Source organism: Alcaligenes sp. 13f (assembly GCF_020496585.1).
Classification (GTDB): Bacteria; Pseudomonadota; Gammaproteobacteria; order Burkholderiales; family Burkholderiaceae_B; genus Alcaligenes; species Alcaligenes phenolicus.
Window position 1 is genome coordinate 95,109 of the sequence record NZ_JAHKKC010000001.1, and the last position, 25,715, is coordinate 120,823.

The 25,715-nt window shown below is 56.9% G+C and carries 27 protein-coding genes; 13 read left to right on the forward strand and 14 right to left on the reverse strand.

Going from position 1 to position 25,715, the window contains the following annotated elements; all coding sequences use genetic code 11:
* Positions 1-81 precede the first annotated feature (81 nt).
* Genes KOE80_RS00420 through KOE80_RS00445 form a run of 6 tightly spaced genes read left to right on the forward strand, consistent with a single transcriptional unit; the run spans position 82 to position 5,795 of the window.
* Positions 82-852, forward strand: a complete 771-nt coding sequence (locus tag KOE80_RS00420) for a DeoR/GlpR family DNA-binding transcription regulator (RefSeq protein ID WP_009463176.1) — start codon at positions 82-84, stop codon at positions 850-852.
* On the forward strand, positions 849-1,949 hold the full coding sequence (locus tag KOE80_RS00425) for an ABC transporter ATP-binding protein (RefSeq protein ID WP_009463178.1): 1,101 nt from the start codon (positions 849-851) through the stop codon (positions 1,947-1,949). The genes KOE80_RS00420 and KOE80_RS00425 overlap by 4 nt, the downstream gene beginning before the upstream one ends.
* A gap of 19 nt (positions 1,950-1,968) precedes the next feature.
* Complete coding sequence (locus KOE80_RS00430; RefSeq protein ID WP_203145139.1) at positions 1,969-3,231, forward strand: ABC transporter substrate-binding protein; 1,263 nt, start codon at positions 1,969-1,971, stop codon at positions 3,229-3,231.
* 12 nt (positions 3,232-3,243) lie between these two features.
* Positions 3,244-4,134 carry a carbohydrate ABC transporter permease gene (locus tag KOE80_RS00435; RefSeq protein WP_009463182.1) on the forward strand — a complete coding sequence of 297 codons (891 nt, stop codon included), beginning with the start codon at positions 3,244-3,246 and terminating at the stop codon, positions 4,132-4,134.
* A complete protein-coding gene (locus KOE80_RS00440) occupies positions 4,134-4,976 on the forward strand; it encodes a carbohydrate ABC transporter permease (protein WP_009463184.1) in 843 nt (280 codons plus the stop codon). The genes KOE80_RS00435 and KOE80_RS00440 overlap by 1 nt, the downstream gene beginning before the upstream one ends.
* A gap of 9 nt (positions 4,977-4,985) precedes the next feature.
* Positions 4,986-5,795, forward strand: a complete 810-nt coding sequence (locus KOE80_RS00445; protein WP_226348071.1) for a phosphodiesterase — start codon at positions 4,986-4,988, stop codon at positions 5,793-5,795.
* Positions 5,796-5,918: 123 nt separating this feature from the next.
* Here the strand turns inward: KOE80_RS00445 and KOE80_RS00450 are convergent, their stop codons facing one another.
* From KOE80_RS00450 to KOE80_RS00460, 3 genes are all read right to left on the reverse strand, one after another.
* On the reverse strand, positions 5,919-8,354 hold the full coding sequence (locus KOE80_RS00450) for a TonB-dependent siderophore receptor (RefSeq protein WP_226348072.1): 2,436 nt from the start codon (positions 8,352-8,354) through the stop codon (positions 5,919-5,921).
* A 147-nt stretch (positions 8,355-8,501) separates the two neighbouring features.
* Positions 8,502-9,497 carry a FecR family protein gene (locus KOE80_RS00455; protein ID WP_226348073.1) on the reverse strand — a complete coding sequence of 332 codons (996 nt, stop codon included), beginning with the start codon at positions 9,495-9,497 and terminating at the stop codon, positions 8,502-8,504.
* A complete protein-coding gene (locus KOE80_RS00460) occupies positions 9,487-9,993 on the reverse strand; it encodes an RNA polymerase sigma factor (RefSeq protein WP_226348074.1) in 507 nt (168 codons plus the stop codon). The genes KOE80_RS00455 and KOE80_RS00460 overlap by 11 nt, the downstream gene beginning before the upstream one ends.
* A 458-nt stretch (positions 9,994-10,451) precedes the next feature.
* Here KOE80_RS00460 and KOE80_RS00465 point away from each other — a divergent pair, with 458 nt between their 5' ends.
* Both KOE80_RS00465 and KOE80_RS00470 read left to right on the forward strand, forming a co-directional pair.
* Positions 10,452-11,159 (forward strand): TerC family protein, encoded by a 708-nt coding sequence (locus KOE80_RS00465; RefSeq protein WP_035271346.1) that lies wholly within the window; start codon positions 10,452-10,454, stop codon positions 11,157-11,159.
* A 96-nt stretch (positions 11,160-11,255) separates the two neighbouring features.
* Positions 11,256-11,537 carry a peptidylprolyl isomerase gene (locus tag KOE80_RS00470; protein ID WP_009463196.1) on the forward strand — a complete coding sequence of 94 codons (282 nt, stop codon included), beginning with the start codon at positions 11,256-11,258 and terminating at the stop codon, positions 11,535-11,537.
* Positions 11,538-11,688: 151 nt separating this feature from the next.
* On the opposite strand, the gene KOE80_RS00475 is transcribed toward KOE80_RS00470, so the two are convergent.
* From KOE80_RS00475 to KOE80_RS00500, 6 genes are all read right to left on the reverse strand, one after another.
* On the reverse strand, positions 11,689-12,954 hold the full coding sequence (locus KOE80_RS00475) for a TRAP transporter large permease (RefSeq protein ID WP_226348075.1): 1,266 nt from the start codon (positions 12,952-12,954) through the stop codon (positions 11,689-11,691).
* Between the two features lies 1 nt (position 12,955).
* The gene (locus tag KOE80_RS00480) at positions 12,956-13,498 is read right to left on the reverse strand and encodes a TRAP transporter small permease (protein ID WP_226348076.1); all 543 of its coding nucleotides are present in this window, start codon (positions 13,496-13,498) and stop codon (positions 12,956-12,958) included.
* 27 nt (positions 13,499-13,525) lie between these two features.
* Positions 13,526-14,527 carry a TRAP transporter substrate-binding protein gene (locus KOE80_RS00485; RefSeq protein WP_226348077.1) on the reverse strand — a complete coding sequence of 334 codons (1,002 nt, stop codon included), beginning with the start codon at positions 14,525-14,527 and terminating at the stop codon, positions 13,526-13,528.
* Positions 14,528-14,608: 81 nt separating this feature from the next.
* A complete protein-coding gene (locus KOE80_RS00490; RefSeq protein WP_226348078.1) occupies positions 14,609-15,607 on the reverse strand; it encodes a transketolase family protein in 999 nt (332 codons plus the stop codon).
* Positions 15,604-16,467: a transketolase gene (locus KOE80_RS00495; protein ID WP_226348079.1), complete on the reverse strand. Its 864-nt coding sequence runs from the start codon at positions 16,465-16,467 to the stop codon at positions 15,604-15,606. Before KOE80_RS00495 ends, KOE80_RS00490 begins: the two co-directional genes overlap by 4 nt.
* Before the next feature lie 24 nt (positions 16,468-16,491).
* Positions 16,492-17,247 carry an SDR family NAD(P)-dependent oxidoreductase gene (locus KOE80_RS00500; protein WP_226348080.1) on the reverse strand — a complete coding sequence of 252 codons (756 nt, stop codon included), beginning with the start codon at positions 17,245-17,247 and terminating at the stop codon, positions 16,492-16,494.
* 106 nt (positions 17,248-17,353) lie between these two features.
* Between KOE80_RS00500 and KOE80_RS00505 the strand changes: the two genes are divergently transcribed.
* The 4 genes from KOE80_RS00505 to KOE80_RS00520 all read left to right on the forward strand — a co-directional run bounded on the left by KOE80_RS00505 (position 17,354) and on the right by KOE80_RS00520 (position 19,602).
* A complete protein-coding gene (locus tag KOE80_RS00505; RefSeq protein WP_226348081.1) occupies positions 17,354-18,256 on the forward strand; it encodes a LysR substrate-binding domain-containing protein in 903 nt (300 codons plus the stop codon).
* A 168-nt stretch (positions 18,257-18,424) separates the two neighbouring features.
* The gene (locus KOE80_RS00510) at positions 18,425-18,691 is read left to right on the forward strand and encodes a hypothetical protein (RefSeq protein ID WP_083054211.1); all 267 of its coding nucleotides are present in this window, start codon (positions 18,425-18,427) and stop codon (positions 18,689-18,691) included.
* 3 nt (positions 18,692-18,694) lie between these two features.
* The gene (locus KOE80_RS00515) at positions 18,695-19,156 is read left to right on the forward strand and encodes a YaiI/YqxD family protein (RefSeq protein WP_088451220.1); all 462 of its coding nucleotides are present in this window, start codon (positions 18,695-18,697) and stop codon (positions 19,154-19,156) included.
* A 71-nt stretch (positions 19,157-19,227) separates the two neighbouring features.
* Complete coding sequence (locus KOE80_RS00520) at positions 19,228-19,602, forward strand: nucleotide pyrophosphohydrolase (protein ID WP_026484969.1); 375 nt, start codon at positions 19,228-19,230, stop codon at positions 19,600-19,602.
* A 13-nt stretch (positions 19,603-19,615) separates the two neighbouring features.
* On the opposite strand, the gene KOE80_RS00525 is transcribed toward KOE80_RS00520, so the two are convergent.
* From KOE80_RS00525 to KOE80_RS00545, 5 genes are all read right to left on the reverse strand, one after another.
* Entirely contained in the window at positions 19,616-20,257 is a 642-nt protein-coding gene (locus KOE80_RS00525; protein WP_226348082.1) for an HD domain-containing protein, read from the reverse strand.
* 115 nt (positions 20,258-20,372) lie between these two features.
* Positions 20,373-21,251 (reverse strand): Bug family tripartite tricarboxylate transporter substrate binding protein, encoded by an 879-nt coding sequence (locus KOE80_RS00530; RefSeq protein WP_226348083.1) that lies wholly within the window; start codon positions 21,249-21,251, stop codon positions 20,373-20,375.
* Between the two features lie 125 nt (positions 21,252-21,376).
* Positions 21,377-22,531, reverse strand: a complete 1,155-nt coding sequence (locus KOE80_RS00535; RefSeq protein ID WP_088451214.1) for a mandelate racemase/muconate lactonizing enzyme family protein — start codon at positions 22,529-22,531, stop codon at positions 21,377-21,379.
* 435 nt (positions 22,532-22,966) lie between these two features.
* Positions 22,967-23,347: an RNA-binding S4 domain-containing protein gene (locus KOE80_RS00540; protein WP_026484973.1), complete on the reverse strand. Its 381-nt coding sequence runs from the start codon at positions 23,345-23,347 to the stop codon at positions 22,967-22,969.
* Between the two features lie 34 nt (positions 23,348-23,381).
* Complete coding sequence (locus KOE80_RS00545; protein WP_226348084.1) at positions 23,382-24,890, reverse strand: DHA2 family efflux MFS transporter permease subunit; 1,509 nt, start codon at positions 24,888-24,890, stop codon at positions 23,382-23,384.
* A gap of 144 nt (positions 24,891-25,034) precedes the next feature.
* Between KOE80_RS00545 and KOE80_RS00550 the strand changes: the two genes are divergently transcribed.
* Positions 25,035-25,643: a TetR/AcrR family transcriptional regulator gene (locus KOE80_RS00550; protein ID WP_226348085.1), complete on the forward strand. Its 609-nt coding sequence runs from the start codon at positions 25,035-25,037 to the stop codon at positions 25,641-25,643.
* Positions 25,644-25,715 lie beyond the last annotated feature (72 nt).

Consider the following 25,715-nt stretch of genomic DNA (forward strand, 5'->3'; position numbering starts at 1 on the left):
AACTTTCATCTGAGCGTCACCGACTCGTAACTTCGCGTTCCTACACTGCCGGGTATTCAAACGAAACCCATACGCCGTGTTATGAACCTATCTGTCAGGCAAAGCATTATTGTGGATCTGCTGGCCGCCCAAGGGGCGGTGTCAGTGGATGGCTTGGCCGCGCATTTTGGGGTGACGCCGCAGACTATCCGGCGCGACCTGAACCACTTGTATGAAGCCGATCTGGTGCGCCGCCGCCATGGTGGTGCCGAGCTGAACGTGGTCGAGCGCAATGTGCCTTTCCAAACGCGCCGCATTACCCATTTGCAAGCCAAGGCCCGTATCGGGCGAGCCGTTGCCACATTGATTCCTCCCGGTGCCAGCCTGCTGCTGGGTTTTGGCACCACCCCCGAGCAAGTGGCCCTGGCGCTGGCCGACCATCGCGATCTGACCGTGGTCACCAACAACATCAGCGCGGCTCTGGCCCTGTCCCACAATATGAGCCACCGCGTGGTGCTGACGGGTGGTGAACTGCGTCAGCCCAACCCCGAAATTCTGGGCCCCGGCGCCGAACGCCTGTTCAACAGCTTCAAGGCGGACTTTGGCGTGTCCGGGGTAGGGGGCTTTGACTCGGACGGTGCTTTGCTGGACTTTGATATGGCCGAGTCCGATTGCCACAAAGCCCTGCGCGGCAATTGTCGGGTGCGGATCCTGGTGCTGGACCACACCAAGTTTGGCCGTCGTGCCCCTGTGCGCAGTGGCTCTTTGGATGATGTGGATATTCTGGTCAGCGACCAGCCTATTCCCGAGCCTTACCGCGAGCAAATTCCTGCGCGTGTTCAGATCGTGATTGCTGACGAGGTGCAGGCATGAATCGCGCCGCTATCGAGCTGCAAGGCATAGGCAAAGCCTGGGGCGAACAGGCCGTGCTCAAGCAAATGGATCTGTCCATTCAGGAAGGTAAATTTACGGCCTTGCTGGGGCCTTCGGGCTGCGGTAAGTCCACCTTGCTGCGCATTATTGCCGGGCTGGAAACCCCCGATCAGGGTCGTCTTTTTATTAATGGGCAGGACGCCACCTATCTGGAGCCCGCCAAGCGTGGCTTGAGCATGGTGTTCCAATCCTACGCCCTGTTCCCGCATCTGAATGTGGCCGACAACATCTTGTTCGGCCTGCAAGTACGCCGTGCCGATCGTCAGCAGCAAAAAGAGCGTTTGCGTGAAGCCCTGGCGCTGACCAATCTGGAAGGTCTGGAAGAGCGCAAGCCCGGCCAGTTGTCGGGCGGGCAGCGGCAGCGTGTAGCCCTGGCGCGCAGCATTGTGTCGGGCCATCGTATCTGCCTGATGGACGAGCCGCTGTCGAACCTGGATGCCAAGCTGCGTCACACCGTGCGCCATGAAATCCGTGCTCTACAGCAACGCTTGGGTTTGACCGTGGTGTACGTCACCCACGATCAGACCGAAGCCATGGGCATGGCCGATCACGTGGTGCTGCTTAACGCTGGACACATCGAGCAGCAGGGCAGTGCCCAGGACCTGTACGGGCAGCCCAATAGCGTCTTTACCGCCGGCTTTATCGGCAGCCCACCCATGATGATGATTCACAGTGACCACGTGCCCTTGGAGTTGTGGCCCTCGCGCCGTCAGTACGACCAGCCGCATCGTGTGCTGGTGGGCGTGCGCCCGGAGAACCTGAACTTGCACGAAGCGGGCGAGCAGTATGTGGCTGCCACCGTGGTGCACCAGGAGTTTCAGGGGGCCGATGCCTATGTGTATGTGCAGCTTGATGATGGCCACACCCTGATCGTGCGCGCGCCGCACAGCCGCAGCGTCGAGGCGGGTGCTCGCTGTGGCTTGAGCTGGGACCCTGTTCACGCTTTTTACTTTAACCAGGACAGCGGGGCTCGCCTGCCGTCTGCGGATGCTCTGACTGCTGCTCCTTTCGCTGTTCCTCCTGCTGTTCTTCCCTAAACGTACTGCGAGTCTACCCATGTTGAAGAATTGTCTGCTTGCCACCTCCAGCGCCCTGTTGATGGGCCTGGGCGCCAATGCCCATAGCGCGGTGGAATTGACCATGTATTACCCCATTGCCGTAGGGGGTCCGCTGACCGATGTGGTCGATGGAATGATCAAGGACTATCAGGCCCAAAACCCGGAAGTCACCGTTAAAGCTGTCTACTCCGGTAACTACGATGAAACCCGTGTACGTGCCTTGTCGGCCCTGCGTGCGGGCGAGCCGGTGCAGCTTTCTGTGCTGGGCGCACTGGATACGCATGATCTGGTGGAACAAGGCCTGGTTGAAGCCTTTAGCGATGTGGCTCAGGACGCCACCAGCCAGGATTGGCTGAAAAGCTTTTATCCCGCCTTGATGGCTAACGGCACCTTGGAAGGCAAGGTCTGGGGCATTCCGTTCCAGCGCTCCACCATCGTCATGTTCTACAACAAGGACATGTTCCGTGAAGCGGGCCTGAATCCGGATCAAGCTCCCAAGACCTGGGACGAGTTGGTGCAAACCGCCCAGAAACTGACTAATGACCAGCATCACGGCTTGATGATTCCGTCGACCGGCTACCCCTACTGGATGTTCCAGGCCATGGCCTTGCAAAATGGCCGTCAGCTGATGAATGAAGAAGGCACGCAGGTTTACTTCAATGACCCCAAGTCGGTGGAGGCGCTGCAGTTCTTCCACGACCTGGCCTACAAGCACAAAGTCAGCCCCACTGGCACCATTGAATGGGGCACGCTGCGTCAGGCTTTTGTCCAAGGCAAGACGGCCATGATGTGGCACACCACGGGCAACCTGACGGCCGTCAAGAATGAAGCCAAGTTCGACTTTGGTGTTGCCATGCTGCCCGCCAAGGAAAAAGCGGCTTCGCCTACCGGCGGTGGCAACTTCTACCTGTTCAAGGGCGCGAACGAGGAACAGAAGAAAGCGGCTCTGGATTTTGTGCGCTGGATGACGGCCCCTGAGCGTGCCGCCAAGTGGTCCATGGCTACGGGCTATGTCGGTGTCAGCCCTGCCGCCTACGAAACGCCTGCTCTGGTCGAGTACGCCAAAACGTTCCCGCAGGCTGTGGTCGCCCGCGATCAGTTGGCCGTAGCTTCGCCCGAGTTTGCCACTTACGAGACAGCACGTGTACGTGAACTGTTGTCCAACGCTGTGCAAGCCGTGCTGACCAATGCCAAGACGCCCAAGGCCGCTCTGGACGAAGCCCAGGCTGCCGCAGACCGTCTGCTGCGTCCTTTCAACTAAGCAGGTGCAGGAATGGCTGAACCATTGCGTGTGCTGCGTAAAGAGTGGGTATTTGCTTACCTCTTGTTGACGCCGCTGTTTGTGCTGCTAAGCGTGTTTGCCTTTATCCCGGCGCTGCACACGTTCTGGTCCAGCTTGTTGAGTAAAGGCACGGCGCGTCGTCCGGCCCAGTTTGTGGGCATGGACAACTACGATGCCATGCTGGCTGACCCGACGTTCTGGCTGGTTCTGAAGAACAATCTTTGGTATGCCGCCATTGTGATTCCGGTGTCCATGGCCCTGGCCTTGCTGATGGCCTTGTGGGCCAACCGGGCCATGAGTATGCGGGCCTGGGTGCGTTGTGCTTATTTCACCCCCACCATGCTGCCCATGATTGCCGCCGCCAATTTATGGCTGTTTTTCTACACACCGGATCTGGGTTTGCTGGATCAGATTGCCAAGCTGTTTGGCGCCGGGGCCACCAACTGGCTGGGCCAGCCGCAAACCGCCTTGGGCGCGGTCATGGTGGTGACGATCTGGAAAGAAGCCGGTTTTTTCATGATCTTTTATCTGGCGGCCTTGCAAACCATCCCGCCCGAGCTGCGCGATGCCGCTCGTCTGGAAGGCGCGACCCGCTGGCAGTATGGCCGCCGTGTGCTCTTACCCTTGCTGGCACCCACGACCCTGTTCATTTTGATCAACGCGCTGATCAACTCGGTCAAGCTGGTTGATCACCTGTTTATCTTGACCAAGGGCGGCCCCAATAATGCCTCCAAGCTGATGCTGTACTGGATCTGGGAAACCGCCTTTGCCTATATGGATACGCCTAGTGCCGCCGTGCTGACAGTTGTGCTCTTGTTGGGGCTGGGTGCTGTCGCCATCTTTCAATTTCGCTACGCTGAACGACGCGTGCACTACCAGTGATGAACATGGACACTGTTTTGACTGCTCCGGGCCGCAGCTTGCGTTTGCCATCCCTGGATACGGTGGGGGCACATGCGCTGGCCCTGCTATGGATTGCCCCTTTGCTATACGCCTGCTGGGCTGCATTTCGCGACCCGTCCGCCGCCTTGAGTTTTGACTGGAGCGCAGGCTGGACCTTTAGCAATTTTGCAGCCGCCTGGGACCGTGCGCCCTGGTTGCGCTACATCTTCAACACCACCGTGCTGGTGCTGACCATTCTGCTCGGACAGTTTGTGCTGTGCACCCTGGCCGCTTACGCCTTTGCCCGCTTTCGTTTCTTTGGCAGTCAGTTTTTGTTCATGCTGTTGCTTTTGCAGTTGTTCATCCTGCCTGAAGTGCTGATTGTGGAGAACTACCGCATGGTGGCCTTGCTGGGCTGGACGGACACGGTCTGGGGCATGGGTGTGCCTTATATGGCCAGTGCCTTTGGTGTGTTCTTGTTGCGCCAGGCTTTCAAGCAAGTGCCGCGTGAACTGGAGGATGCGGCGCGACTGGAAGGATGCAGCCGCCTGGGTGTGCTCTGGCGTGTGTACGTGCCGTTGGTCAAGCCTGTGTATCTGGCTTATGCCCTGGTGTCGGTGTCGACGCACTGGAACAATTTTCTATGGCCCTTGGTGATCAGCAGCTCTGACCATACCCGTCCTTTGACCGTAGGTTTATCCCTGTTTGGCGCACCGGAAAGCGGGGTCAGTATCTCCCTGATCAGTGCCGCCACATTAATGACTATCTTGCCGCTTTTGTTGGGCTTTTTGCTGTTTCAAAAGCAGTTCATGCAGGCTTTTTTACGCGCCGGCATTCGTTAAGGAATTCTGATGAAGATCATCCAGTTTTCGGACCTGCACATTACCCCGCCCGATGGCCTGTTGTTTGGCTCGGACCCTCTGGATCGCTTGCGTAGCTGTGTACAGCACGTCAATCGTCATCATGCCGATGCAGACTTTTGCGTGCTGACGGGCGACCTGACCCATGCCGGTCATCCACGCGCATACGAGCGCCTGCGTGAAGGCTTGCAGGATTTGATTCCGCCTGTACGTTTGATGATGGGCAACCACGACAGCCGCAGCGCTTTTCACAGTGTATTTCCGCAGATCTCGACCGATTTACCCGGCTTTGTACAGCATGCCGAGACCCTGGGGGATTGGCGCCTGATCTACCTGGATACCTTGGAGGACGGCTATACCAACGGCTTTTTGTGTACGCGGCGTCTGCAATGGTTGCAGCAGGAGCTGGCCGCGCATAGCGGGCCGGTAATGCTGTTTTCGCACCATCCTTTACCTGCCTTACAGTATCCGTCCATGGATTGGCTGCGTATGAGTAATGCGTCGGATTTATTGCCTTTGCTCAAGGCTCATCCCGCGCCCGTGCATTTGTTCTCCGGTCACGTGCATCGCTGCGCCAGCGGTGTGTGGAACGGCCTGCATTTTGTGACGGTCAATGGCACCAACCATCAGCACGAACTGGATCTGGAGCGCGAGGGAGCCGCAACATCGACTTTCGAGCCTGCCAGTTACGCGCTTATCTTGCCCAACGCAGATGGTTTGACGGTGCATTTTCAGCCCTTTGGCTACGAGGAATTGCGCTTTCCGTATACGGGGGACTTGAGTGCCCTGAAGTGCGTGTAAGCCTTCCGGGTTCAGCAACGCTGGCACAAGGCGGTAGCGATCAGCAAACCCGCAGTGGCCCCCGAGGCCTGGATTATTTTCCAGGTTACGGGGGCTGTTTGCCTGGTAGCCGCTTTCACGTGATTAGAAGGAATAACGCAGGTTCAGCATGGCATTACGCGGTGCGCCGTAATAGCCGGTGTAGAAGGTCTGATCCAGCGCACTCAGGTACTTGCGGTTGAATAGATTGTTGACGTTCAAGGTGGCCGTCAATTGCTTGCTGAAGTCGTAGCGGCCCATCAGGTTGACGACGGCGTAGCTGCTTTGTTCTGCGGTGACAGTCTTGCCCAAATCCCACGGTGTGGCGGTGAAATGGATCTGGCTTTGCCAGTTCACACCACCCCCAATCGTCAGGCGATTCCAGCTGCCGGGCAGGCGATACGTGGTCCACAGCTTGGCCATATGGCGTGGCACCAGGGTTTTGATGCGCTCGCCCTGGGCGTCTTTGGTCTGGCTGTAGGTATAGCTAAAGGCCATGTTCCAGCCATCGAGCAGCTCGCCCGTCACTTCCATATCCAGGCCCTGGGTCTTGGCGCCTTTGACCGCCGTGTAGGCCGCTTCGCGCTCGGTACCCGGCACGATAAAGCCACTGTCGGCCACGGCCAGATTGTCCTGGCGGATTTCGTACAGCGCAATGCTGCTGTTCACGCGGCCGTCCAGCATTTCGCTTTTCAGACCGATCTCATAGTTATTACCTTTGCGCGGGTCCAGAAAGTTGCCGCTACGGTCGCAATAGCTTTGTGGCTTGAAGATGCTGGTGTAGCTGGCGTAGATCGAATGCTCTTCATTCAGGTCGTACACAATGCCGGCATAGGGAGTGAAGACATTGTCTTCGTGCATGGTTTTCAGGCTGTTAAAGCGCTGCATACCGGGGTCAGGATAGCTTTGGGAAAGACTGTAGCGGTAATTGCTGAGGCGCCCCCCCAAAATGACAGCCAGCTTGTCGCTGGGTTTAAGGCGTAGCGCCGAATACCCACCGTACTGTTTGACGGTCAGATCATAGTCAAACAGCTTTTCTCCAGTTGTATTGGGTAAGGCCGGGTTGTTGTTCCAGTCGTGGAGATTGATGGAGGTGCCTTCGATATCGTCGTCCATGGTGTCATGGCGATTCTTGTAGCGCGACGAATTAAAGCCGACGATCAGTTCGTGATCCTGCCCAAACAGGTGGAAGGGGCCCTTTGCGTGAATATCAAAACTGGTTTGATACTGTGTGGCATCTGAAACACCTCCGTAAAGCTGCACGCCGTCGCCCGTTTCACGGTTGGGATAGCCCCAGGAAGCATCCGCGCTTTTCCCGCTTCGGCGGGCCTTCAGGTAATTCAGGGACATGGCCAGTGACCAGTCTGCCCCCAGTTGCTGGTCCAGTTTCACAAAGGTGTTGTGAGACTCCAGTGTATTGGTGTTCCAACGAGCCCCTGCATTGGTGGAAATATCAAAATCGGTCTGTTCGCCGGTGTCGTAGAACAAAGGAAAGCCGGAGCCAGAGGAGCCGCGCGGATCATTTTTTTGATAATCCATCCCCAAGGTGACAAGCGTGGTGTCCGTAATGTCGGCCTCAAGTATGCCGTAGACCACATCTTTTTTTGTTGTGAAGTAGTCCATATAGCTGTTGCCTTCCTGATGGGCTCCAACCAGACGGCCGCGCAGGCTGCCGTTCTCGTTAATCGGGCCGCCCAGGTCTACTTGAGCGCGCATCTGATCCCATGAGCCGTAGCTCACTTCGGCATGGCCCTGGAAGTCTGCTGTAGGGCGCTTGCGCACCATGTTCACAACGCCAGACGGGTCGCCTGCGCCCGTCAGCAAGCCGGAGGCTCCACGCAGCACTTCCACGCGGTCATAAATCGCCATATCCGCCAGCCCCTGTGGGATGTTCTGGCTGACGATATCGGACAGCGTGGACAGGCCGTCCAGCTGATAGTTGTCGATGGCATAGCCACGCGAGTAGATGGTGTAGCGGTCGCTGCCTATGTGCTGGATGGAAATACCGGGCGCTTGTTGCAGCACGCTGCCGATGTTGTCCAGTGACTGGTCCTCAATGCGCTGGCGCGTCATGACACTGATAGTTTGTGGCGTTTCGCGTAGCGTCATGTTCAGCTTGGTGGCCGTGGTGGTCGCGCCGTGGCTGGCGTAGGTCTGGCTGCCTTCCGTCACGGGCAGGCGACGGCCCACGACGCGCACCGGGTCCAGCATGGTGGCGTCCGTATTGGGGCGCGACAGGGTGATGGTGTTGTTCTCGCGCCGGTATTCCAGGCCAGAGCCTTGCAGCAGGCTGCGTAGCGCGTCTTCCGGGCGCATGCGGCCCTGAATCGGTGTCGTGCTCAGACCTTGCACTAGCGAAGGCGAGAAAAACACCTGCAGCTGGGTCTGTTCGGCCAGTTTCAGCAGCGCTTCGGACAAGGGCTGGGCAGGAATGTGGATAGGGACAGGATTGTCTTGGGCCAGGGCAGGGGTGCTGGCACTGGCCAGCATCAAAGCGAGCAGGACGGGGCGCAGGCGGGGTAGGAAAGCGGTTCGGTTCACGGTGCAGATTCAGGGTAGGGGCGGGCAGGGCGACGCCCGGATTCAGAGATGTTCGTCAAACGCGATGTTGAGGAACGCTGAATCTAAATACGAGTCAGTCTTACTAAACCCCTCAGCTTGAATCGATTTATTTGAAACTAATTGTAATTACGAGGCGCTGCTCAGCAGGACACTGCCATCGTCTTGTGTCTTGGCCTGCAGTGGCAGGATCTGTTGCAGGGCTTGAAGCACGGCACTTTGTTCGTCCAGCAGGAAAGACGCGGTGACACGCTGCTGGCCGATTCTGCCGTCAGCGATGCGGATGGGATGCTCGCGATAGCGGTTGATTTCAGCAACGACCTCGGACAAGGACAGGTCCCGCACAATCAGGCGTCCTTGCCGCCAGGCGGTGGCAGCGGCCACATCAACCTCGGGCTGAATACTGAGCCCATCCTGAACGGAAACGGTGGCGCCAGAGCCAGCGGCCAGATACCGGGTCTGGCGGTTCCACCAGTGGCCGCTGGACACCTCCACACTGCCGCTTTCGACCAGCACTTTGACTTGCTCGGCATCACGGCGAACCGTAAAGCTGGTGCCGGTAACGCGCACCACCGTATTGCCTGCTTTGACGATGAAAGGGCGTTGTGGGCTGGATGCTACCGCGCACATCACTTCGCCCTGAATCAGATCCAGATGACGGCTGTCTTCATAAAACCGCAGCTCGGCTTGGGTGGCGGTATTCAGCTCCAGGCTGGAGCCGTCTGGCAGAGGAACCCAGCGGCGCTCGCCCACACGTGTTTGCAGGCTAGCAGCGTAAACAGCCTGGGGGCTGAGTAGTAGGCCTGCCAAACCGGCAGAGCCCGCGACAGCGACCAGGGCGCCGGTATTACGGATCAGTTTGCGGCGGCGCAGATCGGGCCGCTGGGGCACTTTGCCGCCATACAGCAGCTTGACCAAATCCTTGTCCAGCGTGCTGGCCAGGGAGCTTAACTGCTCCACCGCCATAAATTCGCGCTCGTTTTCCGGGTCAGCCTGCAACCACTCCTCCAGCGCTTGCTCGTCAGCCGGGCTGAAGCGGCCCGAATGCAGGCGGGCCGACCATTGGGCGGCGGCTTCGGCGGGGGAGGTGGCATCACTGGGGTAGAAAGGGGATTCAGAACTCATCGCGCAGGCGCTCGCGGATAAACTGGCTGGCCAGCGCAATATAACGCTCCACGCTGGCAATGGACAGTTTCAGATGACGGGCAATTTCAGGCTGGGTCCAGCCTTCGATGCGATTCAAGACAAAAGCCCTTCGGTGATTCAAAGGCAAGGCTTCCAGGGCCGCAACCAGGGCGTGGCGCACTTGCTCCGCACTGGCATGGGCATCGGCACCGTCGGTGATAGGGTGAGCGTCTTCATGCAGCTCGTCCCAGGCCAGGTGCTGGAAGCGGCTGTTGCGACGCCACAGATCAATGGCCCGATGGCGCGCGGACTTGTACAGAAAGTTGCGGGCATGGGCCGCTGTCAGTGTTTTCTGATCTTTTCGAAGCAGGGCCTCTACCGCATCATGGGCGACGTCTTCCGCGTCCGCGGCACCGCCAAAGCGGCGCAGGCAGGACTGCATGAACTCGCCATAATAGGCCAGCCAGCTTTTGCGGGAGAGGTCCGAATTGGACATGGGGGCAGGGAGCTTGAATGACAAAAAGCAAATTATTGCAAATAGTTCTCATTAACTCAATGGCGCTTTATTCAGGCCCTATCGGGGCGTGAGGCCAGCTTGCAACGTCGATCCGGAACTTGCACCGAAAAATCGCCATGTCCGGCGAAAAGCTTTGTTGTTTCATACAAGATCGTTATACTTGCGAACTATCAGGGGGAGTAGCTTACTTTCCGGCGCATCGTCATCACGGCAATCTGTGTTTTTTGCACATGTTCCCGGTGCCCGGGCAACCTTAGGGTTGCAAGCAAGACCTTGCCATTAAAGGGCAAGGTGTATCCTCTAAAAACGATATGGCCTGCGTCCTTAATGGATCAGGCCATTTTTGTTTTGTACACGAGTCGTCATTTTCTCGTTGTACAGTCATGCAAGATGGTCGTCAGCTTTCAATCAAACAATATGAAAAGGCGGTCTTACACATGATGGAGTTTTTGCAAACAATGAGTTGGGCGGCAGTATTTCAGATCATCCTGATCGATATATTGCTGGGGGGCGATAACGCCGTGGTTATCGCATTGGCTTGCCGTAATTTGCCTGCCAAACAACGTGTCAAAGGTATTTTGTGGGGTACGGCCGGTGCCATTGGCCTGCGCGTCGTCCTGATTGCCTTTGCCCTGACCTTGCTGGCCGTGCCTTACCTGAAAGTGGTCGGTGCCCTGTTGCTGGTCTGGATTGGTGTGAAACTGCTGATCCCTGAAGATGATGGCCACGGTAATGTGGAAGGCAGTGCCACCCTGTGGAAAGCCGTTAAAACCATCATCATTGCCGACTTTGTGATGAGTCTGGACAACGTGATCGCCATTGCCGGTGCGGCTCAAACCGCCGATCCGGATCATCAGATCGGTCTGGTTGTCTTTGGTCTGGTCGTAAGTGTGCCTATCATTATCTGGGGCAGCACCCTGGTTCTGAAGCTGATCGATCGCTTCCCTATCGTGGTGACCTTCGGCGCCGCGCTGCTGGGCTGGATTGCCGGTGGCATGATCGTGACCGACGTGAAGTTCATCGAGTTCTTTGGTGAAGCCTCCACCAGCACCAAGCTGATTGCTGAAGTGGTGGGTGCCTTGCTGATCGTTGCCCTGGGTCATGGCATTGCCGCGGCCAAGCGCAAGAAAGCTGCCCAGGCCTGAAATTGAAACAGCAGGTGTAGAACCGGCGCCGGGGGCTTCGCTTCCGGCATGGTTCTGGGTTAAGCTCAAACGATTTTCTAAAAAAAGGAGTACACCATGGCACAAGCCTCCGCACGCCACATTCTGGTCAGCACCGAAGAGAAAGCGAACGAACTGAAAGCCGCTATCGAAGGTGGTTCTGACTTTGCTCAGGTGGCCAAGGAAAATTCCAGCTGCCCATCGGCCCGCATGGGCGGTGAGCTGGGAACATTTGGCCGTGGCCAAATGGTGCCCGAGTTCGATCAGGTTGTGTTCAGCGCCCCCGTTGGCGTTGTGCAAGGCCCCGTCAAGACTCAGTTCGGCTACCACCTGGTAGAAGTGACTGCACGTCAGGACTGATACGATCAGGCCAATAAAAAACCCGCTACGGCGGGTTTTTTATTGGGTGGCTGGTTTTGTTCCTGCATGAGGTAAAGCGAGTGTGTTTTCCGTTTTTACCGTGTTGAGGGGCGCTTGGAGATCGCCTCTTGCTTTCAATGCGGATTCGATATCAGTTAAAACGCAGTGTTAGGGCAGGAATGTAGCTGAACAAGGCCAGGATGATCAGTGCAGCCAGGTAAAACGGTGCCAGTTCACGTACCACTTTAAGCACAGGCACGTTGGCAATCGTGCTGGAGATGAAAAGTGTGGTGCCCGCTGGTGGAGTATATAAACCAATGCTCAGGTTCAAGACCATCATGATGCCCAATTGCAAAGGGTCCAGGCCAATTTCCATGGCCAAAGGCACAAAGATAGGGCTAAGCAGCAAAATGGCGGCAGGTAGGTCGATGAACATTCCCACCACCAACATAATTACGTTGAGCAGCAGAATAATGAGCAAGGGGTTTTGTAGCGTCTCTAAGGCCCAAGCCGTGAATAGCTGGGGAATTTGCGCATACGTGACCAACCAGGCAACAGCTGCCGAGCCCATGATGACTAGCATGACAATGCCGGTCGAAACACCTGCTGAGAGTGCTGCCTGAACAATCTTGCTCATGTTCAGGTCCCGATAAACCATCGTCCCCATAAATAGGGAGTACAAGGTTGCCAGCACGGAGACTTCGGTGGGAGTAGCAATGCCGAAACGCAGCAGTACCAAAATGAGTACGGGTAACGCCAAGGCTGGCAGTGCTTTCCAGAGCAGAGGCCAGAACCGTTGCCAATCAAAGGCAGTGCGCTGATAAGGAAAGTTGCGTAGGCGTGCAGAAATGTTGCACACCATAATAAAGGCCACTGTGATCAGCAGGCCCGGCAAGACACCCGCCAGAAATAGCTCACCGATGGACACCCCGGACACCAGTGAATACAGAATCATGGGTATGGAGGGTGGGATCAGCACGGCAATCATGGATGTGGCGGCATTATTGGCGGCGACAAACGCGGCAGGATAGCCTTCGCGTTTCTGCCAAGGGATTAACACCGAGCCCATAGCGGTTGCATCAGCCACCGCGGAGCCTGCTACTCCCCCAACCGTTGCTGAACCCAACACTGTTACGGAGGCCAAGCCACCCCGATAGCGTTGCACTAGAAGCGTGGCGAATTCGATCAGGTAGCGCCCTAGCTCCCCGCTCATCATAAGGCTGCCCGCCAGAATGAAGAAAGGTAAAGCCAGCATAGGAAATGACTGCGTGGGGGCAAACATCTGCTGGGCAATCAGGTTCAAGGGCAAAAAGTCGCTGGAGCTAACGGCAGCTCCGGATGCAATGACCAGAACGTGCCCGACAGGCACTGACAAAATCAGCAGAGCAAAAAATGTAATGATCATGACCGCAATCATGTCAGTACTCCTTATTCGGGGGTGGCAGGTCGGCTTCGCCCTGAAGGACGATTCGTACGCCGATCAGCAAACTACAAATGGCGGTTCCCAAGGCGGCGAATGCCAGAGCGGCATACGCCCAGCTCAAAGGCAGATCAAGCAATGGGCTGCGTTCAAAGGCCACAATTTCCATCATGTCCACGATGACATCGAACAGCACCAGATACGCGACCACAATGAGCGCGTTGACACTTAAGGCCAGAGCGCAGCGGGCACGGTGGCCCAGGTTCTGGCTCAGGATATCAATGGCAATGTGGGCTCCTTGCTGTGCTGCCATCACGATTCCGGCAGCGATCATCCATGGAAAGAGATAGGACGGCATCTCGGACACCCATCCCAGGCCGCCACCTTGCAACAGATAACGCAGCACGACATTCAGGCTCAATCCGACCAGCAGGACCAGCATCGTGACGAGCAGCAAGGCTGAACACACACGGTAGATTTGACGGTCCAGCCAGTGTGTTGCCGCAAGCAGGCGCGGTGCGTGCACAGAGGGTAAGGTCATGGCATTCCTTTTGTCACATCGCAGCACTTATTGCGCCGCTTGGTCCATCAATTGCGTGATGAGATCCCCGAATGGTTTTTTCTTCCATTGTTCGGCAATTGCACTGGTCGCCTGTTGGAAGGCAGGGCGGTCAACCTCGTTGATTTTCACGCCGGGAAAATCCTGCAGCGTTTGCGCCAGCTTTTCGTTGGTGTCATGCATCAATTGATGTTGCATCAGGCCTGCTTCAACGGCTGCTTCACGGATGGCCGCCAATTCAGGTTGCCCTACCTTGCCTTGTGCCATACGGGCCATCAGAAATGGATTGCTCTGCCAGACATGGCCGGTCAGGCTGATGAAGGCGTTCACTTCATACAGTTTGGAGCTGGCGATGTTGGCCAGTGGATTCTCTTGGCCGTCCACAACACCTTGCTGCAAGGCCAGATACAGTTCCCCGAAGGCGATCTGTTCAGGGCTGGCGTTCAGAGCTCGGAACACATCCATCAGCATGGCATCGGCTGGGACTCGTATTTTCATACCGGCCAGATCGGGCGGGGTCAGGATAGGGCGTTTGCTATTGGTGACATGACGTACGCCGTTGTCCCACCAGTCCAGCGCGACCAAGCCCCGTTTTTGCAGGCGTTCTGCTAGTTCATTGCCGATGGGGCCTTTGAGTATGGCCAATGCGTGCGCCGGGTCGCGAAATAGAAACGGCAGGCCCAGTGCATTTAATTCGGGAGCGACGGCTGCCGTGGCACCTTGGCTGTTGATGCTGAAGTCCAGTACGCCTGTGCGCAAGCTCGTAAGCATGGCGGCATCACTACCCAATTGTTCAGCCCCGGCGATGTTGATGCGCACAGCACCTTGGGTTTTTTCCAGGACTAGAGCGGCAAAGCGTTCAGCTGCAAGTGCACGAGGGTTGCCAGGTACTGCGCCATGTCCCAAGGTTAACGTCGTGGCGGCATGGGCGCGCCGCAAGAAAGCAGGGAAAGCGGGCGCGATAGCAACTACGCTGGCGCCAGCCAGAAAGGTTCTGCGAGTCATCGTCATGTTTGTCTCCTAGATAGAATCAGGAATGGTCTTGGCGCCATTCTTCTTGTTCAGCGCGGCCACAAGGGTGGCCGACTGAGGCTAGAGCCAGCTGCGAACAGACTGGCAGATCGAGCTTGTTGAAATTCCGTACCGATCATGCAGGGTAGGTAAGGCACCTGCATCCAGAAAGGCATCCGGCAAGGCAATATGACGGAAGCCCGCTGGAGTGACGCCTGCCATTAACAAAGTGTGGGCTACGGCCTCACCCAGACCGCCAATGCTGGAGTGGTTTTCAGCAACCACGACCAGACGTGGACGGCGCTGGACCTGAGCAAGAATAGTGTCGCTATCAAGTGGCTTGATGGTCGGAGAGTGTAGTACAGCGGCGCTGATACCTTGTTCGCGCAAGATTTTGGCAGCGTCCAGTGCGCGCATGGTCATCAGTCCGCTGCTGATGAACAGCACATCATCACCGTCGCACAAAAGCTTGGCGCGACCTATCTCGAACTGGTAGTCGTACTCGTCCAGCACCAGAGGCACTTTGCCGCGTAGCAAGCGCATGTACACTGGGCCAGGATGATCGGCCATGGCTGCCACGGCCTGGCGTGTATCCAGAGCATCGCAGGGATCAAGAATCGTCAGACCAGGCACTCCTCGGAAGATGGCAATATCTTCTGTGGCTTGATGACTGGGGCCGTAGCCAGTGGTCAGTCCGGGCAAGGCGCAAGCGATCTTCACATTAAGATTTTCTTCCGCAATGACTTGGTGAATGAAGTCATAGGCGCGGCGTGAAGCAAAGACCGCGTAGGTGGTCACAAATGGCGTAAAGCCTTCTTTAGCCATTCCCCCAGCGGCGCCCATAAGCAGCTGCTCGGCCATGCCCATCTGGAAAAAACGCTCGGGGTGTGCTTGCGCGAAAATGTGCAGGTCCGTGTATTTGGCCAGGTCAGCGCTCATGCCAACAATATCAGGGCGCTGCTTTGCCAACTCTGCCAATGCGTGGCCGAAGGGAGCTGTTTCAGTGCGCTGATTGTCATCGGCAATCGAGGCAATCATGGCGGAGGTTTTCAGGCGAGGGGCAGTGGAGGTGCTATTCATGGGGATACTCCCGGCTTGTTGGCGTCCAATATATCGAGCGCTTGCTGCCATTCATCAGTATCAACGCGGATAAAGTGGTTCTTTTCGCGTTGTTCAAGAAAAGGTACGCCACATCCCATCCGGGTATCGAACAAGATCACGCGTGGCTTGGGGGTGGCTACGTGGCGAGCGGTATCAAAGGCCTGTCGTACCGCAGCAATGTCATTGCCATCGGCTCGCTGTACGTGCCAACCAAACGCAGCCCATTTGTCAGCCAGCGGTTCAAAGCCCAGTACCTTACCGGAGGGGCCATCAGCTTGTTGCTGATTGATGTCGACTAGGCAAATTAGCTGTTCGAGACCATGATGGGCGGCTGACATGGCGGCTTCCCAGGTCGAGCCTTCATCCAGCTCGCCATCCGACATGGAGTTATATACAAAGGCGGGGTTGTTCTTTTGGCGTAGCGCTAGTGCCATGCCCACAGCGATAGGTAGCCCTTGGCCTAGTGAGCCTCCGGACATTTCCATCCCCGGGGTATAGGTCGCCATTCCGGACATGGGCAGACGGCTGTCGTCGCTACCGTAGGTCTCCAGCTCCTGTTCCGGGATCACACCAGCCTCAATCAGGGCGGCATACAGGGCAATCGCATAGTGACCGTGCGACAACAGGAAACGATCTCGTCCTTCCCATTTGGGATCGTCCGCTTTGTAGTTCATGGCGTGGCGGTAGGCCACAGCCAGTATGTCGGCCATGCCCAGGGCCTGGCCGATGTAACCTTGGCCTTGCACTTCGCCCATGCGTAAAGCTAGGCGACGAATGCGCCAGGCGGCGTCTTGCAGTGACAGCAGTGTTGAGCAAGTTGCAGTGGTGGTAAGACTCATGGAAATTGACTCCTGATGACGGCCTTAGCCATGAATGAGCATGCCGCCATTGACATCGATAACGGCACCGGTGATATAGGCAGACAGGTCAGAGGCTAGAAACAGATAGGCGTTGGCCACATCACCCGCAGCGCCTAGTCGGCCCAGTGGGATCCCTTTGAGGATGTCCTGGCGCATGGCATCGGTCAGTTTGTCGCCGGTAATGTCGGTTTCGATCAAACCTGGTGTGACACAGTTCACACGGATGCCATCGGGGCCGAATTCACGAGCCATGGCTTTGGCCAGACCCAGAACCCCTGCCTTGGCGGCAGAATAATGAGGGCCGCCAAAGATGCCACCGCCGCGCTGTGCTGATACGGAAGACATGCAGGCGATGGAGCCGCTACCCTGGGAGCGCATCGTAGGCAGGCAGGCTTGGCTTAAGTTGAGTACGCCGCGCAAATTGACGTCCAGGATGCGATCCCAGCTTTCCGGGTCGATCTCCAGTGTGCGTACGGGCTGTGTGATCCCTGCATTGTTGATCAGAACGTCAATACGACCATAGTGCTCAGCAATCTGCTTAGCCGCGAGCTGACACTGTTCACGGTCTGTGACATCACACACCAAAGCCAGATGTGAACCAGCAGGCAGACTGGCGATAGCAGTCTGTGCAGCCTCCAGGTTCAGATCCAGGATTGCAACTTTGGCGCCTTGTTCGGCAAAACGACGGGCCGTTGCCAGACCGATACCTCGCAGGCCAGCAGCGCCAGAGATGACGGCGACTTTATCTTTCAACAACATAATGCCTTCTCCTTAATGGATATCTTGTTATTGATGAATCGTATCAACAGAGAAAAGGCCAAACAAACGGTAAGATTGCATGTATTGATGAATTGGAGTCACTAATATGCTCAGAAATATTCCGATCGCGATGATGCGGACTTTTGAGGCAGCGGCTCGTACTGGTTCGTTTCGAGCAGCTGCCGATGAGCTGTTTCTATCCCCCAGTGCCGTCAGCCATGCCATCCGGCGCCTGGAGGATCAACTGGGTACGTCCTTGTTCAAGCGCAGTACCCGTACCATCGTGCTGACGCCCGCCGGGGAGACGCTATACAGTCACGTTGGGCGTGCGTTTGACGAGCTGCGCCAAGGTATTGATCTGGTCTCCAGTGATCGGCCTGCCGTGCTGCGCATGCACTCAGCTCCCAGTTTTGCGGCGCAGTGGCTGCTGCCACGTCTGCGCCGTTTTCTGGAAACGCATCCACAGATCGACTTGCGTCTGGCTGCCAATACGGAATACGCGCGTTTTGAATACAACGAGTTTGATCTTGACGTGGTGTACGGCAAGCCGCGTTCGGAGGGGCAGTTGGTAGTTCCATTGGCAGAGGAGTTGCTGACGCCGCTGTGTTCTAAAGAGATGGCGGCGCAAATACGGACAGTGGAGGATTTATACCGGGTGCCATTGATTCAGAGCGATGTGAAACAGATTCGTTGGCCGGCCTGGTTTGAACATCATGGAATGCCCTCACCACCTTTGAAAGGTGCTCGCTTTGATCGTAGCTTTCTGGCGATAGCCGCAGCGGCAGATGGCTTGGGTGTTGCCTTGGAGTCAACCTTGTTGGCCGAGCGTGAGCTGGCCCGAGGCGATTTAGTTCGCCCTTTAGCGGGCATTGAGCAAGAAATGTATTACACAGGCCATTACTTGACCTATTCCCATGCAACACGCCGCTTGCAAGCTATTGGCGAGTTTCGGGAATGGATGATGGCAGAGTTGGGAATGCCGAGTTCGTGCTCTGCTGTACCGACGTAAGTAAAGAGTGCTGTGTCTAGTTAACTCACGTCTCACGGCAGGGCATGTATAAAAATCTGGACTTTTTTCCATAAGCTGCGCAGTATGCCAGCCATACCGGCTAACGGCCTTGTCGCCGTATTGTTCGCTTACCGTGAGCGAACCAGCCCATTCTTATAAAGAAATCCGATGAAACGCACCGATATGGAAAAACTCAGCGCCGTCAAACTGCTGAGCAATGTAAAAAAAGCGGGTACGCCACAACGCTTTGCAGGTGACTCCGCCGTGGCCGATCGGCGCGAACAACGTCGTCTGGATCAGGCTGCTGGCCTGGTGTCCTTTCCCGTCAAGCTGACCCAGCCCGTTATTGATGCCGTGCGCGCTCGTGCTACCGAGCAAGGCGTCTCGACCAATGAGGTCATTGATCGCCTGTTGGCTCAAGCTCTAGGCCTGTAACCCATGCAGATTTGGGTCGATGCGGACGCTTGTCCCGTAGTCATCAAAGAAATTCTGTACCGCGCCGGGCAGCGCTGGAGTTGCCATGTGATCCTGGTGGCGAATCAGATGCTGCGCACCCCGCCATCGCCCTGGTTGAGAGCGGTGCAGGTGGCGCGGGGCTTTGACGTGGCGGATGACTACATCGTCCAGCACGCCAGCGTGGGAGATCTGGTGATTACCGCCGATATCCCTCTGGCTGCCCAGGTGCTGGAGCGTAAAGCTCTGGTCCTGACCCCCAGGGGAGAACGCTTGGACGCCAACAGCATAGGCGAGCGCCTGGCCATGCGCGACATGATGGAAGAACTGCGTAGCACTGGCGTGGATATCGGAGGCCCAGCCCCCTTCAGCCAGGCCGACCGGCGCGAGTTTGCCAACGCACTGGACCGCCTGATGATGAGCCTGCAAACGGCTGCGAGATCGTAAACAGACTTGCCATCCCCCCGGTGCTTGTGTGAGTCTGTCGCTGGATTGAAATTTTTAGAGTGAAGTACGTAATGACAGACCCAAAACGCCCCTTGATGAATTTGACTGGCCTGAACGAGGCCGTCGCCCAGTTCGCCCGCGAGCGTGAGTGGGACCAGTTCCATAGCCCCAAAAATCTGGCCATGGCCCTGACCAACGAAGTGGGCGAGCTGATCGAAATCTTCCAATGGCTGACAGAAGACCAGTCCCGCGAAGCAGGCAAAGACCCGAAAACCGCCGAAGCCGTGCGTGATGAACTGGCCGATGTGCAAATCTACCTGAGCCGTCTGGCCTTCGTTCTGGGTGTGGACATGAATGAGGCTGTTACCAACAAGCTGGTGAAAAATGCCCGGAAATATCCCGCTGACAAAGTGCGGGGGACGAACAAGAAATATACGGAGTTGTAAAAGGGGCTAGGGATTACAGCTCCCCCAGCATTTCCTCTATAAACCGTTCCATCCGCGCGTGTCGCTCACGCGCGATTGCTTGCCCCCGTTCAGTCTGAAAACCCTCGGCCAATTTGAATAATTTGGCCGGGAAGTGATCCAGCGCGTAGCGCTTGTCATCCAGAGGACGAGTCTCTGCTTTTGGATCTTCCGGCTCATACAAGCTGGAGCCCATTCGCCCCGCTGTATAGAAGCAGCGAGCTATCCCTAAAGCGCCAATGGCATCCAGGCGGTCTGCATCCTGCAAGATGCGGGCCTCCAGACTGACGGGCGGGATGTTTGCTGAAAAGCTGTGGCTTTGAATTGCTTGGCCCACGGCTTCACAGTCCTGCTCTGACCATCCCAGCCTGGTCAGAATGTGTCGTGCCTGCTCCGCCGACAGGGTGGAAGCCCGAGAGCGCAATGGCGAATTCTTTTCTACCGCCACGCAGTCGTGCAGCACCGTTGCTGCCAGCAAAATCCGCAGATTCCCACCTTCTTTTTCCTGAATCGCACAGACGTTCTTCCAGACGCGCTGCAAGTGCGATTGGTCGTGGGAGCCGTCGTTGTGACTGGTGCTGCTATGGGGCAGGAGTTGGGCGGCAAGCTTTTCAAAGGGGTGGAACAGGCTGGACATGGCTATGGTTTGCTGTAACGGGTGCCACAGCATAACGCGAAGCAGCAGGGGCAGGGCAGGCTTAAGAAAAAGGGCTGCCAGTGGCAGCCCTGAAGGTGAGTTGCAGTTTTTAGAGTTAGAAGTTGCTCAGCCCCAGATCACTGACCGAGTCGGCCCAATAGTTCAACTGCTGATCCACATAGACCGTGAACTCGGCTGGGCTGTTGGTGACCAGGGTCGCGCCGTTCCCTTCCCAGATTTCCTTGATCTTGTCGGTATTCAAGGCACGGTGAATGCTGTCTGCCACGCTTTGCACGGTGGCATCCGGTACATCTCCTTGCATGAAAATCCCGTACCAGGTCTGGGCACTGATCTCATCCATGCCCAGTTCTTTCAGCGTGGGTACATCCGGCAAGGCAGGAGCGCGTTCCGGGCTGGAAACAGCCAGGGCGCGCAGGCGGCCATTGCGTATCTGTGCCACGGCCGACGGCATGGTCTCGAACATGAAGTCCACTTGATCGCCACTGATCAGCGCCATCACAGCCGGGCCGCTGCCTTTGTAGTGCACGGCGGTCATGGTGGTGCCGGATTTCTTTTCCAGCTTGCCGGCCATCAGATGCAGCATGGTAGCGACGCCACTGGTGCCATAGTTCACACCAGCCCCTTGCTTGGCGGCGGCCAGCAGGTCGTCCACGCTGTGATAGGGCGAATTGGCATTCACCACCAGCACATTGGGCATGGCGGCAATCAGGGTGACGGCTTTCAGGTCCTTGCGTGTGTCGTAGGGGAAGTTCTTCAACACGGCAGGCGCAATCATGTGATGCACGGCACCAAACAAGAGCTGATTGTCTGCGGGGCTGGAGTTGGCCACCATGCTGGCACCCAGCACGCCGCCTACACCTCCTTTATTTTCTACAACAACGGTTTGACCTATTTCACTGCCCAGAGCTTCGGCCAGAGGACGAGCCAGGGTGTCGCCCGAACCACCCGCGGCAGAAGGGACGATCAGCCGCACCGGGCGTTCGGCCCAGGCGGGGAAGCTGCCCAGCTTTGGGGCGCGGCAGCAAAGATAAAACTGAGGGCAAGTACAACACGGGACCAGGGTTTCATGTTTTTTTACCTCCTCGGTAGTCGTCGGTTTCAGCCTTTGCCGGAGCCCAGGCTGCCGGGGTTGCTGCGCAGCTTGTCGATTTGATCTTGTCGTGGTGTCAGCCCCAGGCCGGGGGCGTCGGGCATGCGCAGCCAGCCTTGTTCGGGCTGGGGCAGGCCGGTGTAGATCTCGGCCATCATGGCGCTGGCGGCCAGGTGCCATTCCACATCGCCGCCATTGAGCAATCCGCAGTGCAGGTGACCGTTGTGGGAGGGGAACGCCCCGCCATTGGCGACGGACGCGTTAAAGCTTTCCGCCAGAGCGAAGATCTTGCGGGACTGGGTGAAACCGCCGGAGATCAGCACGTTGGGCTGCAGAATGTCGACAGCCTGCTGCATCAACAGATCCCGAAAGCGGTAGGACTGGCCTTCGTTTTGACCAGCGGCAATGGTGATCCCAGTGCTTTGACGCAATTCGCGCAATCGACCCGTGTCATTCTGGGTAATGGGCTCTTCAAAAAAGCCGACGTTCAGCTCACGGGCGTGGCGGGCGATGGCTTTGGCGTGCACATAGTCCAGGCTGCAATTGCCGTCGATGTACAGCGGAATGTCGGCGGGGATGGCCTCGCGTACCAGGCTCATGCGGCGCATGTCCTGGCGGATCAGTTCGGACAGGGGGCGCGGTTCGTCGCGACGTTGCAAGCCATGATGGCCTACCACCATCTTCAGGCCCTTGAAGCCTTGATCCACGCAGTCGCGCGCGACTTTAACCAACTCTTCTTCGCCCAGGAAAGCAAAGCCGAAGGTCGCGTAGGCCGGTACTTTTTCACGGGCACCACCCAGCAGTTTCCATACGGGCAGACCCAGGGCTTTACCCTTGATGTCCCACAAGGCAATGTCCAACGCAGAGATAGCGTGCATGGCATAGCCCGTCTGGCCACGAGGGCACACGTTCCAGTACATGCGATCCCAAAGGCGCTCGGTGTTCAAGGGGTCTTGCCCGATCAGGTCGCTGGCCAGAATATCGTTGATGGTGCTGGCAACAGGGTGCTCTTCGGTAATGGCGCTCAGTCCGTAGCCGGTGATGCCTTCATCGGTCTCGATTTCCACATGGCAGATGGCCAGGTTGGTGGGTTTTTGGATGCCCGCGCTATCGAACTTGAAAGGCACGTTCAAGGGAATGGCGCGTACTGCTGTGATCTTCATTTTCCTGTCTCCTCACGCTTTTTGAATGCGTTTGCATGTAATTGTTTTAGGTTTATAGCGGTTTGTTGCAAGCGCGATCAATGGTGTAAACCCTTGATTTTATTGATATATAAAAGCGCAATCTGATATATAAAAAAGGGTTTGCAGCGTTGTTTTTAAGGTTTTTAGTTGAAGGTTTTCTGCATCGGCAGATGCTTTAGCGGACGGGAGTGCAGACGTTTTGTGGGGTGCTCAAAAGCAGTGCAGGCGCTTGCGGCATAAGCAGGTAGACCGGCGGGGAAGAGGCAAGCAGGAGCGGGTTGTTAGTCCCTGTGCAGATCGCCGTGAAACGCTGGCGATAGACTCATCGAAAGAACGAAGCATAAAAAAAACCCTGCCAGGCAGGGCAGCTTGGCAGGGCTTTTTCCATGTCGCGAAGTACGAGCAGGGAGCGGTCTATTTCCCCCGCAGCAACTGCATCTGACGACGATCTTTCTTGGTCGGACGTCCAGCATCAAAGTCCAGTGCAGGTTCAGGTGCCAGACGGCGTTGTTCGGCGGCCTGCGCGCGTCGTGTGCTGCTTTCTTCCGTCTCTTGATACAGCTGGCGAGCAACCGGCGCGGGACCACGTACGCCGCTTAAGGCGGTGACGTGAACCTCCATGGCAGGAGTCTCCTTGCGCAAGGTAATCACATCACCGATTGAGACTTCGCGGGCAGGCTTGGTGCTTTGCTGATTCAGCAAAACCCGCCCTTTGGTGATCTCCTCGGAAGCCAGGCTGCGCGTCTTGTAAAAGCGCGCTGCCCAGAGCCATTTATCCAGTCGTAATTTGTCCATGCGCTATTGTAAATCCAGTCTGCAAAAGCTGGGCTTAATGCAGTTCCACCGCAGCGGCAGGAGCAGCCTGTACACGAGGTAAACGCAGACGCAGCAGCAGAACCAGACTGAAGACGGCCAGCAATCCGGCCCAGAACATGACGCGGTGAAAGCCGTCTGCCCAGGCGTGCTGGATGGCTTGCATCCAGAACAAGGAATCTGCTGAGGCAGGCAGAGTCACCTGACCGGAGCTGATAATTTGCTGTGCCTGTTCCAGCATGGGATTGACCGGATCAAGACGACTGGACAAGGAGCTGACTGCACCTTGGCTCATCAAGGAGGCCAGCAGGGCAACGCCCAAGGTCATGCCGGTTTGACGAATGGCATTGGTGGTGGCTGATGCCATGCCGGAACGCTCACGTGGTACCAGATTCATGACCAAAGTACTGCATGCCGGCACCGACAAACCCATGCCAATGCCCAGTACAGCCAATGCGAAACCGGCCATCCAGTAGGAAGCGCCAGGTTGCAGCAACATCATCAACCAGGAACCGGCAGCCATCAGGCCAAAGCCCAGGGTCAGAATCAGCTTCAAGCCAAAGCGCTGGCTCAAGGCACCGAAACGGGAGGCCAGCACAGCCATGCCAATGAACTGGGGAGCCAGCCCCCAGCCGGTTTGGGTGGCACTCCAGCCCAGGGCGTTCTGGAAGAACAGGGACAGGAAAAACACATTGCTATAGGCGGCAAAGCCCAGCACAAAGGAGGCGATATTGGCGGTGCTGAAGCGGTAGTCCCGAAACAGGCTTAAAGGCAGCAAAGGGCGGGCGACGCGGGTTTGGGCATAGATAAACGCCACGAAGGTGACCGCTGCCACGATCAGAGCGCGAATCGTCTCGGTGGCGTGCCAGCCTTGCTCACCCGCGCAGATCAGGCCATAGGTCAGGGAGCCGAGCCAGATAACACTAAGCAGTTGGCCGATAGGGTCGAAAGCTGCGTGTTCGGGGTTGGCCGACTCCTGAATGCCCCACACGCCCAAGCCCAGGGTCAGCAAGCCCAGCGGTAAATTCAGGCTGAAGATCGAAGGCCAGTCGGCTACATCGACCAGCACACCGCCCAGAATCGGGCCCAGTACCAAAGCCAGGGCGCTGAAGGAAGACCAGCCGCCAATGACGCGGGCACGCTGGGTGGAGTCCGGAAAGGCGTGGGTCAGGATCGACAGGGCTCCAGGAATAAGTAAAGCCCCGGCCATGCCTTGCACGACACGACCCCAGAGCAGGGCGCTCAGTGAACCGGCCAAGGCGCACATCATGGAGCCGACGGTGAAGGCCAGCACGCCCAGCAACCAGCTCTTCTTGCGTCCGTAGCGATCCCCCAGTAGCCCGGCAGACAACATGAAGGCGGATAGGCACAGCGCATAGGAATCCACGATCCATTGCAGCCCGGCCATATCGGTTTGCAAGGCTTGTTGCATGCGTGGCAAGGCAAGATTCACGATGCTGATGTCCAGGGTGACCATAAAAGTCCCCAGGTAAATGGCGATGGTTAGAGCAAGTCGGCGAGTCATGATATTTGATAAATGAGAATTATTATCGACGACTATAAAATATTGACTGACTGTCAGTCAATGAAAAATAAACAGGCTGGCTAAAATAGCGCCGTGACACCCGACGAGACACTTTGTCGGGGTTTTTCTGATACTTTGACATCCATGACCGCTGCCAGAACACCTCGTACCCAACCCTCTGAAGTTCGTCGCCGAGACTTATTGGAGGCGGCTGCCACCTTGTTTTTGCAACAAGGGTTTGATGCCACGCCGGTGGATGAAATTGTGTCGCGGGCGGGCATGTCCAAGGGCTTGTTCTATCACTACTTCAGCTCCAAGCAGGAGATTCTGGCTGCCCTGCGCGAGCAGTTTATCCAGCAGTTTCATGATCGTGTGCAGGGGGCGCTGGAGCAGGCGCCGGCAGAGGATTGGGTGCAGCGTCTGGCCTGTTGGATTCGAGCTTCGGTACAGGCGTACAGAGACACCCTGGAGATGCATGATCTGGTGTTTTCAGACCATATGCGCAGCAATTACCAGGGTGAACGCAACACGGTAACCGAGCCCTTGCACCGGATCCTGAACGAAGGGCAGAAAGCGGGGGCCTGGTCTGTGGCCGACGTGGATTTGACCGCCTGGGTGATCTACCAGGGCATGCATGGCGCGGTCGACAATATGGGGTTGGAAACTGCAGAGCAGTGGGCCGTCATGGAGAACAATCTGGTGACTCTTTTTGTGTCTATGCTCGGGGCGACGCCGCCTCACCAAAATATGTAGGCTGTTCTAGCCGCACTGGATTGCAGCACTCAGCATACGCAGAACTGGCCTTGTTCTGATTTCTAAACAAGG

What these genes read in the sequence shown, in the direction of transcription:
- KOE80_RS00420 (WP_009463176.1), top strand. Translation starts at nt 82, where the DNA reads ATGAACCTATCTGTCAGGCAAAGCATTATTGTGGATCTGCTGGCCGCC.
- KOE80_RS00425 (WP_009463178.1), top strand. Translation starts at nt 849, where the DNA reads ATGAATCGCGCCGCTATCGAGCTGCAAGGCATAGGCAAAGCCTGGGGC.
- KOE80_RS00430 (WP_203145139.1), top strand. Translation starts at nt 1,969, where the DNA reads ATGTTGAAGAATTGTCTGCTTGCCACCTCCAGCGCCCTGTTGATGGGC.
- KOE80_RS00435 (WP_009463182.1), top strand. Translation starts at nt 3,244, where the DNA reads ATGGCTGAACCATTGCGTGTGCTGCGTAAAGAGTGGGTATTTGCTTAC.
- KOE80_RS00440 (WP_009463184.1), top strand. Translation starts at nt 4,134, where the DNA reads ATGAACATGGACACTGTTTTGACTGCTCCGGGCCGCAGCTTGCGTTTG.
- KOE80_RS00445 (WP_226348071.1), top strand. Translation starts at nt 4,986, where the DNA reads ATGAAGATCATCCAGTTTTCGGACCTGCACATTACCCCGCCCGATGGC.
- KOE80_RS00455 (WP_226348073.1), bottom strand. Translation starts at nt 9,497, where the DNA reads ATGAGTTCTGAATCCCCTTTCTACCCCAGTGATGCCACCTCCCCCGCC.
- KOE80_RS00460 (WP_226348074.1), bottom strand. Translation starts at nt 9,993, where the DNA reads ATGTCCAATTCGGACCTCTCCCGCAAAAGCTGGCTGGCCTATTATGGC.
- KOE80_RS00465 (WP_035271346.1), top strand. Translation starts at nt 10,452, where the DNA reads ATGATGGAGTTTTTGCAAACAATGAGTTGGGCGGCAGTATTTCAGATC.
- KOE80_RS00470 (WP_009463196.1), top strand. Translation starts at nt 11,256, where the DNA reads ATGGCACAAGCCTCCGCACGCCACATTCTGGTCAGCACCGAAGAGAAA.
- KOE80_RS00475 (WP_226348075.1), bottom strand. Translation starts at nt 12,954, where the DNA reads ATGATTGCGGTCATGATCATTACATTTTTTGCTCTGCTGATTTTGTCA.
- KOE80_RS00480 (WP_226348076.1), bottom strand. Translation starts at nt 13,498, where the DNA reads ATGACCTTACCCTCTGTGCACGCACCGCGCCTGCTTGCGGCAACACAC.
- KOE80_RS00485 (WP_226348077.1), bottom strand. Translation starts at nt 14,527, where the DNA reads ATGACGATGACTCGCAGAACCTTTCTGGCTGGCGCCAGCGTAGTTGCT.
- KOE80_RS00490 (WP_226348078.1), bottom strand. Translation starts at nt 15,607, where the DNA reads ATGAATAGCACCTCCACTGCCCCTCGCCTGAAAACCTCCGCCATGATT.
- KOE80_RS00495 (WP_226348079.1), bottom strand. Translation starts at nt 16,467, where the DNA reads ATGAGTCTTACCACCACTGCAACTTGCTCAACACTGCTGTCACTGCAA.
- KOE80_RS00500 (WP_226348080.1), bottom strand. Translation starts at nt 17,247, where the DNA reads ATGTTGTTGAAAGATAAAGTCGCCGTCATCTCTGGCGCTGCTGGCCTG.
- KOE80_RS00505 (WP_226348081.1), top strand. Translation starts at nt 17,354, where the DNA reads ATGCTCAGAAATATTCCGATCGCGATGATGCGGACTTTTGAGGCAGCG.
- KOE80_RS00510 (WP_083054211.1), top strand. Translation starts at nt 18,425, where the DNA reads ATGAAACGCACCGATATGGAAAAACTCAGCGCCGTCAAACTGCTGAGC.
- KOE80_RS00515 (WP_088451220.1), top strand. Translation starts at nt 18,695, where the DNA reads ATGCAGATTTGGGTCGATGCGGACGCTTGTCCCGTAGTCATCAAAGAA.
- KOE80_RS00520 (WP_026484969.1), top strand. Translation starts at nt 19,228, where the DNA reads ATGACAGACCCAAAACGCCCCTTGATGAATTTGACTGGCCTGAACGAG.
- KOE80_RS00525 (WP_226348082.1), bottom strand. Translation starts at nt 20,257, where the DNA reads ATGTCCAGCCTGTTCCACCCCTTTGAAAAGCTTGCCGCCCAACTCCTG.
- KOE80_RS00535 (WP_088451214.1), bottom strand. Translation starts at nt 22,531, where the DNA reads ATGAAGATCACAGCAGTACGCGCCATTCCCTTGAACGTGCCTTTCAAG.
- KOE80_RS00540 (WP_026484973.1), bottom strand. Translation starts at nt 23,347, where the DNA reads ATGGACAAATTACGACTGGATAAATGGCTCTGGGCAGCGCGCTTTTAC.
- KOE80_RS00545 (WP_226348084.1), bottom strand. Translation starts at nt 24,890, where the DNA reads ATGACTCGCCGACTTGCTCTAACCATCGCCATTTACCTGGGGACTTTT.
- KOE80_RS00550 (WP_226348085.1), top strand. Translation starts at nt 25,035, where the DNA reads ATGACCGCTGCCAGAACACCTCGTACCCAACCCTCTGAAGTTCGTCGC.